This window comes from Mycetohabitans sp. B8 (genome assembly GCF_021991875.1).
Lineage (GTDB): Bacteria > Pseudomonadota > Gammaproteobacteria > Burkholderiales > Burkholderiaceae > Mycetohabitans.
Window position 1 is genome coordinate 53,619 of record NZ_JAHLKR010000001.1, and the last position, 15,329, is coordinate 68,947.

Consider the following 15,329-nt stretch of genomic DNA (forward strand, 5'->3'; position numbering starts at 1 on the left):
TCATCTTCGGTAATAGTTAAGTCAGGGCGCAGCGCACTCCAATCAAGCCATGGGCGGCGGACGCACAAAGGCCGCTTGGCGCTTGCACTGGCGGACGTGGCGCGCGGGTCCTGCGACGCGGACCGGGAACGCCGGAAACCAACCTACTGGACTGACGAAATTTTATCACGCGATGAATACCACGATTCAGCCTCCAATGCTTGCAGCAGACGAGCTCGCCGCCTGGTTGACGCTCGCGCATACACCGCGCGTGCCGGCATCGGCGGCGCTCGCGCTGCTCGCGGCATTCGGCTCGCCGCGACCCATTATGACCGAGACAGCCACGGGCCTGGAGCGGGTGATCGGCGCCGTCGCCGCGCAGGCGTTACTGCAAAGCCGCGACGCGGTGGCACCGCGCGTGGAAGCAGCGCTTGCATGGGCGGCCGGGGGCGCACGGCTGATCGTGCCGTTCGGCCACCCGGCGTATCCGCCCGCGCTGCTGACACTGTACGATCCGCCACCGCTGCTTTACGTGCACGGCGCGATCGGCGCGTTGCACCGACCAGCGCTGGCAATCGTCGGCAGCCGCAATCCGACACCGCAAGGCAATGACAATGCGCACTTGTTCGCGCAGGCGCTTGCTGCACAGGGTGTGTGCATCGTCTCGGGACTGGCGCTGGGCATCGACGGTGCCGCGCATCGCGGCGCGCTGGACAGCGGTGGCGTGACGGTGGCGATCACCGGCTCTGGCGCGGATGTTATCTACCCGCAACGTCACGCTGACCTGGCTGCTGAAATCGTCGAGCGTGGCGGGGCGATCCTGACTGAATGGCCGTTGGGCGCCGCGCCGCTGAGCCAGCACTTCCCGCAACGCAATCGACTCATCGCCGCGATGGTACGGGGCGTGCTCGTCGTGGAGGCCGCCCCCTATTCCGGTTCGTTGATCACCGCGCGCCTGGCCAACGACATCGGCCGCGACGTCTTCGCCATTCCCGGCTCCATCCATTCGCCGATGTCCCGTGGCTGTCACCGGCTGATCAAAGACGGCGCCAAGCTGGTCGAAACACCGCACGACGTGCTGACCGAGCTTCGATTGCCGGAGCCCGGCGTCGAGGCTGCGCCCGCCACCGCCCCGGCCAGCGCGCAAGCAGCCCCATCGGCCGTTTGCGCGCCCAATGCGCCGGCAGCCCACCCGCCCGAGCCGGCGGCAACCCATCGGCCCGAGCCGGCAATCCCTGCTTCGAATGCGTCAGCAACCCACACGCCGGATGCTTTGACGGCCCATACATCCAATGCTTCAATGGCCCACACACCGGATACTGCGACGACTCATACATTCAATGCTTCGACGGCCCACACACCCGATGCTTCGACAACCGAGACGGCCGAGGCTTCGATAACCCACCCGGCCAAGCACGCCGCCACCCGGCCAGCGCGCGCTGGAACAGCCCAATCGGCTGACGCGACGGCAGCCGATTGGGCCGACGCCAGAGCCGTCGTACCGGTCGATCCGTGGGTGACGGGCCAGCGCGCGCGGCCGCGGCGGTACCACACCGTCACGCCCGGTGACGCACGGCGCGGCACCGCTGCGGCGCACGCCCTGACCCGACGTCGCACAATCGGACCCTGGTCGAGCGCCCGCCGCCGCCCGGCGTACCTCGCCGCTGCACGGGACACCCAAGCCGGCCACGCCGCAGACGCAGCCCGGCGCGCGGCACTGGAAGCGATTGGACACGATCCCGTCACGCTTGAAACCCTGGTACAGCGTACCCATTTGGACTGCGCGACACTGCAAGCGGTACTGCTGGAACTGGAATTGGCCGGTACGATCGTTGCGCTGCCAGGCGGGCGCTTTCAGCGCGCGTGAGCGGATTGCGTGCCGGTCGCACGGCGACCATGCTACAGTCCAAAATTAGATTGCATCAGCAGCGGCGGACGCCACGGCGGCACCCGCCGGGCGAGCCACGCCGTCACGATGCGTTGCCAGGATTTCTCGATCATGCCTGCCCTTGACCTTGACCACGACGCTGACGTCATTACCACGCGTCTGTCATCCGCTGACACGCTGTTTGTCGCCTGCCTGTGCGCCGAATGGTGCAGCTCTTGCCGCGAATACCGGGCCGGTTTCGACGCGCTCGCGGACGCGCATCCGGAAACGTGCTTTGTTTGGATCGACATCGAGACGCATGCCGACCGGCTCGATGACCTCGATGTGGAGAACTTTCCCACCCTCCTGATCGAGGATGCTCATGCCACGCGCTTTTTCGGCACGGTATTGCCCCATCCACAGATCGTTGCGCGGATGCTGCTCGACTTGTCCTCGCTGCCTGGCGTGACGCGCGCGCCTAAACTGCGTCCGGCGCTCGTCGACGCGTGAGCGACGCGGCACGCAAATTGCCCAGTCTCCGGCTATGGCCGCCTTGCGCCGCGCTTGCATGCAATTGCGCTAAGCGCTTGCGGCCAGCCTTGGCACGCGCTTATCATGCGCGGCTGAACTATGGCTGCAAGCCGCTTGCCGCGCTCGAGCCGCGATGTGTTTGCGGCCGATATGCTATAAAGCGTTCGATTCCGCGCATCTGTACTTTCCAATAGTCATGTCAAAAGCCCTGATCATCGCCGAAAAGCCGTCTGTCGCGAACGATATCGCGCGCGCGCTGGGCGGCTTCACAAAGCATGACGAGTACTACGAGAGCGATGACTATGTGTTGTCGTCGGCTGTCGGCCACTTAGTGGAGATCGCGGCGCCACAGGAGTATGAAGTCAAGCGCGGCAAATGGAGCTTCGCGCATCTGCCCGTTATTCCGCCCCATTTCGACCTTCAGCCAATCGCCAAGAGCGAGTCTCGGCTGAAGCTGCTGACTCGACTGATCAAGCGCAAGGACGTCGACCGGCTGATCAACGCATGTGACGCGGGCCGCGAAGGCGAGTTGATCTTCCGGCTGATTGTGCAGCATGCAAAAGCTAAGCAACCGGTGCAGCGTTTGTGGCTCCAGTCGATGACGCCGGCGGCGATTCGAGACGGCTTCGCACAATTGCGCAGCGACCAGGAGATGCAACCGCTGGCCGACGCGGCGCGCTGCCGCTCTGAGGCCGATTGGCTCGTGGGCATCAATGGCACACGGGCGATGACGGCGTTCAACAGCAAGGGCGGTGGCTTTTTCCTGACCACGGTCGGACGCGTGCAAACGCCGACGCTGTCGATCGTCGTGGAGCGCGAGGAAAAGATTCGTCGCTTCGTGCCGCGCGACTACTGGGAAGTAAAGGCTGAATTTGTTTGCGCGACGGGATTCTACGAAGGGCGCTGGTTCGACCCGAAATTTAAGAAAAACGAGTTTGATCCCGAGCAACGCGATTCCCGACTCTGGAGCGCGGCCGCGGCCGAAACGATCGTCGCGGCATGCCGCGGGCAAATGGGTTCGGTCAGTGAGGAATCGAAACCGTCAACGCAGCTCTCGCCGTTGCTGTTTGATTTAACCAGCCTGCAACGTGAGGCGAACGGACGCTTCGGTTTCTCGGCCAAGAATACGCTCGCGCTAGCCCAAGCGCTGTACGAACGGCACAAGGTGCTGACCTATCCGCGTACCGATGCGCGCGCGCTGCCCGAAGACTATATGCCCGCGGTCCGTGATACGCTGGAGGTACTTAAGGAAAGCAACAACTACCTGCCGTTCGCCAAGCAGGTGCTGGACAAGGGCTGGGTCAGGCCGAACAAGCGGATCTTCGATAACGCTAAGATCAGCGATCACTTTGCAATCATTCCGACGCTGCAGGCGCCCAAGAACCTGTCCGAGCCGGAGCAGAAGCTGTACGACTTAGTGGTCAAGCGTTTCCTGGCCGTGTTTTTCCCGGCCGCCGAGTACAAAGTGACGACCCGGATCACGGAAGTGGTGGGCCATCATTTCAAGACCGAAGGCAAGGTATTGGTCGAGCCGGGCTGGTTGCAGGTGTATGGTCGCCAGACGTCGGGCGACGATGCGAGCCTCGTGCCGGTCGCCAAGGACGAGAAGGTCCAGACGGACAAGATCGCAGCCCAGCAATTGACCACCAAACCGCCCGCCCGCTACAACGAAGCGACGCTGCTCTCGGCGATGGAAGGAGCGGGCAAGCTGGTCGAGGACGACGAATTACGCGAAGCAATGGCGGCCAAGGGCCTGGGCACGCCTGCCACGCGCGCGGCGATCATCGAGGGGCTGCTTGGCGAAAAATACCTGCTCCGAGAGGGCCGCGAGTTAATCCCGACGGCCAAGGCATTCCAGTTGATGACGCTGCTGCGCGGCCTGGGCGTCGAAGAGCTAACCGCCCCCGAACTGACCGGCGAGTGGGAGCACAAGCTGTCGCAGATGGAGCGGGGCCGCCTGGAGCGCGAAGCGTTTATGCGCGAGATCGCGCGCATGACCCAAACGATCGTTAAACGTGCGAAAGAATATGATTCGGACACGATCCCGGGCGATTACGCGACGTTAAAGACAACCTGCCCGAATTGCGGCGGCGAAGTCAAAGAGAACTACCGTCGCTTCGCGTGCACGAAATGCGAATTCTCGATCTCGAAGATACCGGGCAGCCGACAGTTCGAGATTGACGAGGTCGAGCAGTTGCTATCGGAGAAATCGATCGGCCCGCTGTCCGGCTTCCGTTCGAAGATGGGCCGACCCTTCTCTGCCATCCTAAAGCTCGCGCGCGACGAAGAGGCAAACAATTACAAGTTGGAATTTGACTTCGGTCAGGATACAATGGGAGAAGAGGGTGAAGCACCCGACTTCTCCTCACAGGAACCCGTCGGCCAATGCCCGAAGTGTCATGCCCGCGTGTTCGAGCACGGCATGAGTTATGTTTGCGAAAATCAAGCCGCCCATCCAAAGACCTGCGACTTCCGCTCCGGAAAGGTGATCCTGCAGCAGGAAATCACGCGGGAGCAAATGGCAAAGCTGCTCGACCAGGGACGCACCGACCTGCTGACGAATTTCAAGTCGTCCCGCACCGGGCGCAACTTCAAGGCATTCCTCGTCAAACAGAAAGATGGCTCGATTGGCTTCGAGTTTGAGAAGAAGGAACCGGCGGCAAAGACCGCAGCGAAGTCCTCAACGCGTAGTGCGAAGGCAAACAGCGAAGCCGGGGACGCCGTGCCCGATACGACGCAACGCGGCGACAGCAACCGCAAGACGTCGCTCAAGCCCGCAGCCAAACGGGCTACCCGGACCACCACGGCAACGGCGGGTCCTGCCGCGAAAACCACCGCACGCAAGACGCCGGCACGCAAGCGCGCCGCGGGCTGACTGCCCCGGCGAGCGCAGGCCCGACGTGCTGGCGGCGCAGGCCCGGTGTGCCGACGGCGGCAGGTCGCGCCGCCCAAACATATTCCGCTGCCTATGCCGGTTCGTACGTGCGACGTTCAGCGTTGCTCGGATATCGCCGTGGCGCCACCGGCGCACGGCGTGTCCCTTTGCGTTCGATACCGTTGGCGCGCAATTGTTCATCAAGCTGGTTCAGCTCACCTTCGCCGCACTTTTGTTCCGGGTGCCGGGGTGCCGGGGCCGGGTGCGCCGCCGCGTCGGCCGGCCCCATCGAGCCGTCAGCAGCCTTTGTATGCGCGCCATCGACGCCGGACCATTGTTCACCGAGCATGCTGTTCGGCGTCTGGCTGAAGTGCTCGACGAGGTGATCGATGAACGTGCGCACCTTGGCCGGCAGATAGTGCCGGCTAGGATAAGCAATGTTGATATCGACCCGCGGCAGGTGATACTGCGGCAACAAGCGCATCAAGCGCCCCTCGGCCATGTCACGGCCGATCAAGTAGCTCGGCAACAACGCGATGCCATTGCCGAGTAACGCAAGTTGACGCAACATCTCGGTATTGTTCGCGATCATCACATTGGTGGGCCGCACCCGAACCTCTTGGCCATCCGGACCGGTAAATACGCGCTCGTCGCCCCAATAGTCCGCAGGCAATGATAGGCAGTGATGCTCAAGCAAGTCCTCGGGTCGCTGCGGCGCCGCGCCATGCTTGGCGATGTACTCAGGCGTTGCGCAGACGGTGATGCAGCCGGTCGTCAGCCGACGCATCACGACACTGGCGCTGCGAACGTTGCGCGCAATCACGACACCGACGTCGAACCCCTCCTCCACCATATCGACCTCCCGGTCCACCAGCGTGACGTTCGGGATGACTTGCGGAAAACGCTGCGCGTACGAGTGCAGCACGGGCGCCAAATTGTGCAGCCCGAACACCACTGGCGCGACGATGCGCAATGTGCCGACCGGCTCGTGATTGCGCGCCACCACCATCTGCTCGACATCTTCCAACTCGTCCAGGATCTGGCGAGCACGCTCAAGATAAACTTGGCCGGACTCGGTCAACGAAAGCGAACGCGTGGTTCGATTCAGCAGACGGGTCCCCAACCGGCTTTCCAGGTCGGCGACGTGCCGGGTGACAACAGCATTCGACATGTCCATCATAGAGGCAGCCTTCGCAAAGCTGCCCAAGTCTGCCACCTTGACGAAAACGCGCATCGACTGCAAATGATCCATAAGGAAACTCCTACTGCGTGCAACCGAAATGGCGTTGTTGCACAATTGCAATGCGGGATTTTCCTATGACTTGCGAAAGTCTGCAGAAGTTGCGGCACTGCGGCACGTCACTTCCGAAAAAACGCCGAAACCCCGTAGCAAAATCGGCGTAATGTTGGGGTAACGGGCCACACAACGCAAAAAGTCCTCGCCCGCACCCCTCTGGTGCGCATGGACTATGCCGCGAGTTGTTGCTCGATCCGGTCCTTGATCCGGCTCAACGCCTCGGGCAGCCGCCGCTCCAGCTTGGCGAACAGTTCCCCGTGCGACGCTAGCTCCTCGCGCCACGCCCCGGCATCGACCGACATGACCTGCTCGAACTGCTGAGTTGAAAACGCCAGGCCGGTCCAATCGATATCCTCATGGCGCGGTGAAACGCCCAACACATGCTCGACACCGCGCGCCTGCCCGTCGATGCGCCCGAGCATCCACCGCAGCACGCGCATGTTGTCGCCGAAACCCGGCCAGACGAACTTGCCGTCAGCGCCCTTGCGGAACCAGTTCACGCAATAAATCCTGGGTAACGTCGCGCCTTGCGTTTGCAGCCGGGCGCCGATGTCGAGCCAATGCGCAAAGTAGTCACTTATGTTGTAGCCGCAGAACGGCAGCATCGCGAATGGGTCGCGACGCACGACGCCTTGTTGGCCCGCCGCGGCGGCCGTCGTCTCGGAACCCATCGTCGCGGCCATATAGACACCCTCTTCCCAGTTACGCGCTTCGGTCACCAGGGGAACGATACTGGAGCGGCGGCCACCGAAGATGAATAAGTCGATCGCCACACCCTGCGGGTTTTCCCAATCAGGATCGATCGACGGGCACTGCGATGCAGGCGCGGTGAAGCGCGCGTTCGAATGCGCGGCCTTGCGACCGGTTTCCTGCGCGATTTGCGGTGTCCAGTCCTGACCTTGCCAATCGATCAAATGCGCGGGCGGGGTGTCCGTCATGCCCTCCCACCAGACATCGCCGTCATCGGTCAGCGCGACATTCGTGAAGATCACATTCTCGCGCAACGTGGCCATCGCATTGAAATTGGTCTTTTCGCTGGTACCCGGCGCGACGCCAAAATAACCGGCCTCCGGGTTGATCGCGTACAGCCTGCCGTCCGTGCCTGGCTTGATCCATGCGATGTCGTCGCCGATCGTCGACACACGCCAGCCGTTCATCCCCTGCGGAGGAATCAGCATCGCGAAATTCGTCTTGCCGCAGGCCGACGGAAACGCCGCAGCGACATGGTACTTACGCCCCTGCGGCGAAGTCACACCCAAGATCAGCATGTGTTCGGCGAGCCACCCTTCTTCACGCCCCATCGTCGACGCGATACGCAGCGCGAAGCACTTCTTGCCGAGCAATGCGTTGCCGCCATAGCCCGAGCCGTAGCTCCATATCTCGCGGGTCTCCGGGAAGTGCACAATGTATTTCGTATCGTTGCACGGCCAGCGCACATCGGACTGACCTGGGGCGAGCGGCGCACCGACCGAGTGCACGCACGGCACGAACTGACCGTGCTCGCCGAGTATGTCGTAGACTGGCCGCCCCATCCGCGTCATGATCCGCATGTTCACGACCACATATGGGCTGTCGGTCAGTTCGACGCCAATGTGCGCAATCGGCGAGCCGAGCGGTCCCATCGAGAACGGCACAACATACATCGTGCGCCCGGCCATTGAGCCATTGAAAAGCTGCCCAAGCGTCGTGCGCATCTGGCCAGGATCAATCCAGTTGTTCGTCGGACCCGCGTCCTCCTTGCGCTGCGAACAGATGAACGTTCGGTCCTCCACCCGCGCGACATCGGACGGGTCTGAGCAGGCGAGGTAACTGTTCGGACGCTTCGCTTCGTTGAGTTTTTTGAACGTTCCGTGCCGAACCATCCGCTCGCACAGCCGGTCATATTCCTGTTGAGAGCCATCGCACCAGACGACACGGTCCGGCCGCGTCAACGCTGCGACCTGCTCGACCCACTCGATCAGCTTGCGGTGCCTGACGTATGTCGGCGTATCGAGGTCAACGGTGAGCGTGCCTCCTTGGGCAGGTTGATTCATGGAGCTGTCTCCGTTTTGACAAGAAAAAAACGGTATGAGTCCGACGATGTTGGCAACGAGAGGCGCGTGCCAACAGGCGCGCGTGCGAAGCGGACGTCGCGGACATGGCAGCTTGTACCATCTTGTAACGTGGCTTGCATCGACGCTCGACAAGCTGTTAAAAATTGAAAAGGCTGTTTGATTCTCGGCACGGCATAGGTGCGCTCAAGCGCATGAAAGCGGCTCCCTGGCCTCGGTGCAGCAGCGCTGCCGATCACTGCAATGCCGGTTGGAGTGTCAAGCATAGCACCCCGTCCGTGGTGCAAGTAGTGCACCGCAAAAGACCGCACTGTTCCAAGTCCCCATGAAGATTGCCATCCTTGATGACTACCAAGACGCCGTCCGCAAGCTCGATTGTTTCCAACTGCTCGCCGAGCATGACGTCAAGGTGTTCAACAATACGGTGCGCGGGCTCGGGCAATTAGTTAGCCGACTCGCGGAAGTCGAAGCGCTCGTATTGATCCGGGAGCGTACTCGCATCACACCGCAATTGCTGGACAAACTACCGCGACTGAAAGTCATCAGCCAGACAGGCCGCGTATCCAGCCACCTGGACCTGCAGGCGTGCACCGAGCGTGGCATTGCGGTGCTCGAAGGCACGGGCTCGCCCGTTGCGCCCGCCGAACTGACGTGGGCGCTGATCATGGCGGCGCAGCGGCGCATTCCTCAATACGTCGCGAACCTCAAGCAAGGGGCCTGGCAGCAATCAGGCTTGCGCACCACCGCGCTGCCACCGAACTTCGGGCTCGGCCAGAGACTGCACGGGCAGACGCTGGGCATCTGGGGCTACGGGAAAATCGGCAAGATCGTCGCCCACTACGGGCGTGCGTTCGGCATGACCGTGTTGGTCCACGGACGCGAACATTCGTTGCAGTCGGCAAAAGACGATGGTTTCAAAGTGGCGCAGACGCGCGAGCAACTCTTTGCCGAAAGCGACGTACTGAGCCTGCATCTGCGGCTGCACGATGAGACCCGCGGCATCGTGACCGTCAATGACCTGGTGCAGATGAAGCCGACGGCACTATTCGTCAACACGAGTCGCGCCGAGTTGCTCGAGGAGAACGCGCTCGTATCAGCCCTTCATCAAGGGCGGCCGGGCATGGTCGCGGTGGACGTATTCGAAAGCGAGCCGATCCTGCAAGGCTATCCTTTACTGCGCATGGAAAATGCGATTTGCACGCCGCATATTGGCTACGTGGAACGCGAGAACTATGAACTGTATTTCGGCGCGGCGTTCAACAACATCCTCGCGTATCTAGACGGCGATACGCAAAACATCGTGAACCCGGAATCCCTCACGGCGCGGGTGCGGCGTTGATGCGCACGTGCGTCGGGGCCGCAGAGACCACGGCTGATATAACACGAAGAATGTCTGATTCCCCAAAGCCCTGCCCATAGAAATGTGTGCATGCCGCGAAAAGTCTGCTATAATTTTTCTTCTGTCGGGGCGTTAGCTCAGTTGGTAGAGCAGCGGACTCTTAATCCGTAGGTCGAGTGTTCGAGTCACTCACGCCCCACCACTGAATTTAGCTGTAGGAAATCAAGCACTTGTGAGCGATCGCGGTGCTTTTTTCCGTCTATAGCTGCGCGTGGCGGCGTCAGAGAAGGCGAGCGGTGTCTCTTGCGTGCAAAATCATCCAGTTGCGCCTGAACGGCGCACGCTGGATCTTGCTCGCTTGCGCATTTTCATCGAACTCGTTATCGGTTACGTAATAGCCGGCTTCGACGCTCGCCAGCGCCTGCTTCGCACGCGCAATTTGTCGTTCCAGTCGAGCGGCACTTCTCTCCGCGCTCGGCATCAGAGGCGTCGATGTTCATTGGCGACTCATCCTTGTAAGGCAAGCGCAAATAGTCGAATCCTCGTTGACGTTGGCGCCCATCTCGTCACCGGTAGCGCGCCCCTCGCCCTGCACAGCACATCACCGGTTTTCAGATTGACAAGCTTGGCCGATGCTGCCACGACCGTCTTACTGTCGAGCACGGTGTAGACGCAGCCATATTGCTTGACCTTCGTATAGAGCGCTGCGTCAGCACCCAAGATGTCGCGAAGCTTCGCGGGCGTGACACCTTGAATATCTGTTGGCGTGGTCAGCCCGTTGTACTTGAATGCCTCCTCCGTGGGGGCCACCGATAACACATAGTATCCGGCCTCGGCCAACGGAAGCGTCATCTGCGAAAACAAACCGCATGTCGCCTTCACGTCCGACGGCAGCACGAGGTCGCGAGATGTCAGCGCCCAATCGGAATTGCACGGCCGCTGCAAAAAACAAGTCCGCTCCATCTGCAAAACTGGACCCAGGCTGCCGCAGCATTGTAAATCAGCGCAGCGCCCTTGTCGCAACACGGCAATTCATCGCCATGCAAGCGATCCTAGCTATTTATTGCTTGATAAAGCGGTCCGAAGTCCATAAGCCGTTCGGATCTCGATTGCCCGCGTTCTGAAATTCAATCGCATGCCCGACTACTCGGATAATTCTGAATTCGTCATTCTCCGGCGTCGACAGGCATTGATACGCATTGAACAACTCTTGCATTTTTCCTTGTTCACCGGCCAACGCATGCCGATCAGCCGCGTCCAGCTTATCGCGCGACAAACACCCATAGGCATTTGCCTTGAACCGGAATGTCTGGTCCGGCGCCCACTTCACGACTTTGTCCTGGGCTTGCGCCGCAGAAAATGCGGCGGCGAGCGCGACGAGAGCAAAAGTCCTTCCAGCCTGTTTCATCATGAATCTCTCCCCTGTAGGCTGCGCACACCTTGGTATGTCATTAGCTAAAGATAAACGCAGCAGTTCCATCGTAGACCAATGTACGCGAAGCACAAGCAGAACTTGTGTGCAGCCGCAATAGGCCAAAATGCCGCACCTAGTGGTAACATGCCTGCCACGAGCATTGCGGCGTTTTGCCGCACCGCACATATCGCGCTGTAGTATGCAGCCAAAATGGCGCGTAGTTTGCCGCATTAACGTCTGCATAAAAACAACTAGCCCGCTCAGCGGGTAAGCCACCAGCGCCATTTTGCCCAAAATTAATATGGCGCTAAAATGCTTGCTGAATAAAAGACCGCCGGGGAGAGACACAATACGTGCCCCAAGCCGGGATACGCAAAGCGGGGCAATCCGAATCACATTGCACGATAAATCGTGCGGATTGTTCCGGGTAGGCATGCGCCCCATTAACAGCCTCCACGCTAGTCCCGCTCGCCAGCCAGAATGCCAGTCCCGGTGCGCAAACTGGATGTCGATGTGGGACACAAGATGGAAATGCTGGTGCTGACCGACTAGCTGGAATGCTGGTGGGTAATGGACAGCGACCTAAAATGAATAAGAACTAGCGTAGAAACCCGATCATCGGCGAGCAGATTATCCTGGACGCATTTCTCTTACTGCCATTGGTGATCGTTGCGTTTCTTTTCATTGACGGACTATGGCAAGAGCACCGGTTACGCAGTCATGCGCCGCGCCGAGCGCGCGGCCTTATTCGTTGACGGATGCGTGACGCGATTCGTCACAATCACCGGCCGGCTTCAGGATGCCGCTTGCAAATGATGCCGCACCTGCGCACCGGCGCACCGCACGCGCGGCGTCCAATCAATGATGACGGCGCAGCCATCCCGCCAGATGACGAGTCTCCATCCAATGAAGTACGCGACTGCGTTCCGGATGCTCGCGCCAACGTGATAAGAGTTCAAACCCCCACAGTGACAATAGAATCAGCAGGCCTAATCCACCACCGATCAGACCTACAACCGTTTCGCCTTCCATGATTGCCCTCCATTGGGAACACTCATCACTTTATTGTAGGCAATCGGATAGCGACGAAAAGGGGCAAAGACACGCGCCTGCGCGCGGCCAGTTGATTCAGCCGCCATTGAGCGCGCGCAGGTACGCACCAAACATGTCCGCCATCGCGGCGGCGTTACGGGACAACGGCAGCGGTAGGCTGATCACGAGTGAATTCGAGCCGTCCAAGGTGGCACGGGCCCGCGATCACGTCGCAGCCGGCAGCCTCAGCGACCTGGTCGAGATCCGGGAGGGTGATGCACTGCAGACGTTGAGCGTCGACTTGCCAAAAACAATCGATCTGCCCCTACTCGATGGTGCGAAGGGGTGCAGCGCCCCGCCGACACCCGGCGTGGCACACCACAGCTTTATTTGCTCTTTACCGTCATCGTCGGCCGACGCAGCACTCACGGTGCTATCCTCACACACGTTGCACATCAGGTGCACCCGCGAATACTGTTGGCGCCGGCAGGCTCCTCTTAGTGCAGTGGCGGGCTCAGTGGCCCATATAGACGGATTGAGACACATGGGCAATGGTCGGGCCGCCCGCTTGCGTCGAACCGCTGGCCACGCCGCCCACCGCTTGTGCGGCGCCGCGTTGCTCGGCGGCATGCTTGGCCGCCACGCGGGCCTCAGCCGCTTGGATGTTGTTCGGATAGTCGTAGTCGTTGGCCGTGGCGGGGCTGTAGCCAACTTGCTCAAGCTCAATCAACTCGGCCCGCACTTGGGCGTGCGTGAGCGGTGCGTTCGTTTGTGCGAACGAAGTCAGCGGCACCGCAGCAGCGGCGGCAACAGTGGTAATGGCGACAGCTTTGATCAGCGCATGCATGACACAACCTCCGATTATTCGTTTCACATTGAAGCTACAAACGTCAAGGTCCGTAGCCGACAAATGCAGTGTAGGAGCCAGACAAATAAGGGTAAATATTGAATTCTCGAATTCACTGTTATCAAAAAAAGAACAATCGAGATGCGATGCAGCGTCTCAACGCACTCCGACCATTGCGCCCCGTCGCCAGCCGACTCAGACGCACGCTACGACACCCGATGATCCGCTGACATGGAATGGAATCCAGGCATGCGCGCAACATCGCAGCAAAACGGGTCGTTTTGCGGTGTAACGCTCAACGCAGGCAGGTCGGGATTAACGAGTTCGAGCCGGTCCAGGTGAAAATTTAGGACATTAAAGGTTGCCAACGGATGTCTATGGGCCCGGCATTACTTCCCAATACAGAACCGACTAAAGATCACCCCCAGCAAATCATCCGACGTGAACTCACCGGTGATCGCGTTCAATTGCTCCTGCACCAGTCGCAACTCTTCGGCAAATAGATCGAGCGCCTGCGCATTGCGCGCCGCGTGCTCCGCAGCCTTCGCCAAATGCTCGCCTGCTGTGCGCAATGCGCGCAAATGACGCTCGCGCGCCAGATAGACACTTTCCGCGCCTGCCTGCCAGCCGGCAATGCGCAGCAATTCGGCACGTAGCAGGTCGATACCGAGCGCCGCCTTTGCGGATAACCTAACCTCGCGCGCCGCGCCATCCCCGGCATCGCGCACCGCCGGCTCGATGCCTGCCAGGTCGATCTTATTGAAAATCCGCACCACCGGCACGCCGGCGGGAAACCGCGTGGCGATCGCGTGATCCTCCACACTCATCCCATCACGCGCATCCAACAGGTGCAGCACGACATCCGCTTGCTCGATCTCGTTCCATGACCGTGCAATACCGAGCCGCTCCACTTCGTCCTGCGTATCGCGCAGGCCGGCGGTATCGATCACGTGCAGCGGTATGCCTTCAATTTGAATAGTCTGCGCAACCTTGTCCCGCGTCGTACCGGCAATCGGTGTCACAATCGCCAGTTCGGCACCCGCCAGCGCATTCAGCAGCGAGGACTTGCCGACGTTCGGTTGCCCGGCCAGTACGACGGACAGCCCCTCGCGCAGCAATGCGCCTTGCTTCGCATCGCGCTGCACGGCCGCCAATGCATCGCGGATATGTGCCAGCTTGCCGCGCGCGTCGGCCGCCTCCAAAAAATCGATTTCTTCCTCCGGGAAATCGAGGGTGGCCTCGACCAGCATCCGCAGGTTGACCACCTCATCGACCAGCAGATGAATGTCGCGCGAGAATGCCCCTTCCAACGAACGGCCGGCCGAGCGCGCGGCCGCTTCAGTACTGGCTTCGATCAGGTCTGCCACGGCTTCAGCCTGCGCGAGATCGAGCTTGTCGTTTAGGAACGCGCGGCGCGTGAATTCGCCAGGCTGCGCGAGCCGCAGGCCGATGTCACGGCCGGCGTCGAGGCATCGCTGCAGCACGAGTTGTAATACGATCGGCCCGCCATGCCCCTGCAATTCGATGACATGCTCGCCGGTGTACGAATGGGGCGCAGGGAAATACAGGCCGATGCCGCGATCCAGCGGCACGCCGGCCGCATCGAAAAACGGCACATAGACGGCCCGGCGGGGCGCAAGCCGATCGCGGAATAATGCGTCCATCAGCCGCGCCGCCGCGTCGGCCCCAGCCGCGCCGAACGAGACACGCACTACGCCTATACCACCACGGCCCGACGCGGTGGCAATCGCGACGATCGGATCAGAATCGGTTTGCATTAACTCGAATAAATAGGAGCGGCAATACGGGTCGCCGCCGATAACGGCTTGCGGTCATTGTATCGCGCGATACGCGTTCGCTAAGACGCGCTAAACGACGTGATCCGGCGGCCCGCCAAGGCCGCCGGATCACGGGATGTCAAGCATTGTCGCGGCGTTAGCGCTCGAGCTCGAGCAACGCCAGGCGATGGAGCGACGTCGAGCGGTCGGGCAGCACCAAGCGGCGGAGCGACGCCGGACGGTCGGGCAGCACCAGCCGGGCGATTCGCGTCGGATACCGCGACGGCCTATGCCGGCGGCGGGCACTTCGTCAAGCTGC

At 61.0% G+C, this 15,329-nt stretch carries 10 protein-coding genes, 1 tRNA gene and 3 pseudogenes; 6 read left to right on the forward strand and 8 right to left on the reverse strand.

Annotated elements, in window-relative coordinates; genetic code table 11:
- The first annotated feature begins 172 nt into the window (after positions 1-172).
- From dprA to KQH60_RS00220, 3 genes are all read left to right on the forward strand, one after another.
- Positions 173-1,846, forward strand: coding sequence for a DNA-processing protein DprA (gene dprA / locus KQH60_RS00210; RefSeq protein ID WP_237574523.1), 1,674 nt, complete (start codon positions 173-175; stop codon positions 1,844-1,846).
- 132 nt (positions 1,847-1,978) lie between these two features.
- Entirely contained in the window at positions 1,979-2,356 is a 378-nt protein-coding gene (locus KQH60_RS00215; protein WP_237574524.1) for a thioredoxin family protein, read from the forward strand.
- Positions 2,357-2,573: 217 nt separating this feature from the next.
- Positions 2,574-5,252, forward strand: coding sequence for a DNA topoisomerase III (locus KQH60_RS00220; protein ID WP_237574525.1), 2,679 nt, complete (start codon positions 2,574-2,576; stop codon positions 5,250-5,252).
- A 328-nt stretch (positions 5,253-5,580) separates the two neighbouring features.
- Here KQH60_RS00220 and KQH60_RS00225 read toward each other — a convergent pair.
- Positions 5,581-6,504 (reverse strand): annotated as a pseudogene (locus KQH60_RS00225) (LysR substrate-binding domain-containing protein); the annotation flags it as partial.
- A 215-nt stretch (positions 6,505-6,719) separates the two neighbouring features.
- Complete coding sequence (locus KQH60_RS00230) at positions 6,720-8,582, reverse strand: phosphoenolpyruvate carboxykinase (GTP) (RefSeq protein WP_237574526.1); 1,863 nt, start codon at positions 8,580-8,582, stop codon at positions 6,720-6,722.
- A 343-nt stretch (positions 8,583-8,925) separates the two neighbouring features.
- Between KQH60_RS00230 and KQH60_RS00235 the strand changes: the two genes are divergently transcribed.
- Together KQH60_RS00235 and KQH60_RS00240 are read left to right on the forward strand one after the other, a co-directional pair.
- On the forward strand, positions 8,926-9,939 hold the full coding sequence (locus tag KQH60_RS00235) for a D-2-hydroxyacid dehydrogenase family protein (RefSeq protein WP_237574527.1): 1,014 nt from the start codon (positions 8,926-8,928) through the stop codon (positions 9,937-9,939).
- 126 nt (positions 9,940-10,065) lie between these two features.
- Positions 10,066-10,141: transfer RNA gene (locus KQH60_RS00240), tRNA-Lys, on the forward strand.
- A gap of 78 nt (positions 10,142-10,219) precedes the next feature.
- On the opposite strand, the gene KQH60_RS00245 is transcribed toward KQH60_RS00240, so the two are convergent.
- The 4 genes and pseudogenes from KQH60_RS00245 to KQH60_RS00260 form a co-directional block, all read right to left on the reverse strand.
- The gene (locus KQH60_RS00245; RefSeq protein ID WP_237574528.1) at positions 10,220-10,420 is read right to left on the reverse strand and encodes a hypothetical protein; all 201 of its coding nucleotides are present in this window, start codon (positions 10,418-10,420) and stop codon (positions 10,220-10,222) included.
- Positions 10,421-10,483: 63 nt separating this feature from the next.
- Positions 10,484-10,827: pseudogene (locus KQH60_RS00250) on the reverse strand (GNA1162 family protein); the annotation flags it as partial.
- Between the two features lie 172 nt (positions 10,828-10,999).
- Positions 11,000-11,350 (reverse strand): surface attachment protein Sap1, encoded by a 351-nt coding sequence (gene sap1, locus KQH60_RS00255; protein ID WP_237574682.1) that lies wholly within the window; start codon positions 11,348-11,350, stop codon positions 11,000-11,002.
- 861 nt (positions 11,351-12,211) lie between these two features.
- The gene (locus tag KQH60_RS00260; RefSeq protein WP_237574529.1) at positions 12,212-12,385 is read right to left on the reverse strand and encodes a hypothetical protein; all 174 of its coding nucleotides are present in this window, start codon (positions 12,383-12,385) and stop codon (positions 12,212-12,214) included.
- Between the two features lie 142 nt (positions 12,386-12,527).
- Between KQH60_RS00260 and KQH60_RS00265 the strand changes: the two are divergent.
- A pseudogene (locus KQH60_RS00265) lies at positions 12,528-12,728 on the forward strand (O-methyltransferase); the annotation flags it as partial.
- 171 nt (positions 12,729-12,899) lie between these two features.
- Here KQH60_RS00265 and KQH60_RS00270 read toward each other — a convergent pair.
- Positions 12,900-13,232, reverse strand: a complete 333-nt coding sequence (locus tag KQH60_RS00270) for a DUF4148 domain-containing protein (RefSeq protein WP_237574530.1) — start codon at positions 13,230-13,232, stop codon at positions 12,900-12,902.
- Positions 13,233-13,621: 389 nt separating this feature from the next.
- Positions 13,622-15,010: a tRNA uridine-5-carboxymethylaminomethyl(34) synthesis GTPase MnmE gene (gene mnmE, locus KQH60_RS00275; RefSeq protein WP_237574531.1), complete on the reverse strand. Its 1,389-nt coding sequence runs from the start codon at positions 15,008-15,010 to the stop codon at positions 13,622-13,624.
- Positions 15,011-15,329 lie beyond the last annotated feature (319 nt).

Excerpts from the sequence above, each read along its gene's own strand:
- dprA (WP_237574523.1), top strand. The coding sequence starts at position 173 with ATGAATACCACGATTCAGCCTCCAATGCTTGCAGCAGACGAGCTCGCC.
- KQH60_RS00215 (WP_237574524.1), top strand. The coding sequence starts at position 1,979 with ATGCCTGCCCTTGACCTTGACCACGACGCTGACGTCATTACCACGCGT.
- KQH60_RS00220 (WP_237574525.1), top strand. The coding sequence starts at position 2,574 with ATGTCAAAAGCCCTGATCATCGCCGAAAAGCCGTCTGTCGCGAACGAT.
- KQH60_RS00230 (WP_237574526.1), bottom strand. The coding sequence starts at position 8,582 with ATGAATCAACCTGCCCAAGGAGGCACGCTCACCGTTGACCTCGATACG.
- KQH60_RS00235 (WP_237574527.1), top strand. The coding sequence starts at position 8,926 with ATGAAGATTGCCATCCTTGATGACTACCAAGACGCCGTCCGCAAGCTC.
- KQH60_RS00245 (WP_237574528.1), bottom strand. The coding sequence starts at position 10,420 with ATGCCGAGCGCGGAGAGAAGTGCCGCTCGACTGGAACGACAAATTGCG.
- sap1 (WP_237574682.1), bottom strand. The coding sequence starts at position 11,350 with ATGATGAAACAGGCTGGAAGGACTTTTGCTCTCGTCGCGCTCGCCGCC.
- KQH60_RS00260 (WP_237574529.1), bottom strand. The coding sequence starts at position 12,385 with ATGGAAGGCGAAACGGTTGTAGGTCTGATCGGTGGTGGATTAGGCCTG.
- KQH60_RS00270 (WP_237574530.1), bottom strand. The coding sequence starts at position 13,232 with ATGCATGCGCTGATCAAAGCTGTCGCCATTACCACTGTTGCCGCCGCT.
- mnmE (WP_237574531.1), bottom strand. The coding sequence starts at position 15,010 with ATGCAAACCGATTCTGATCCGATCGTCGCGATTGCCACCGCGTCGGGC.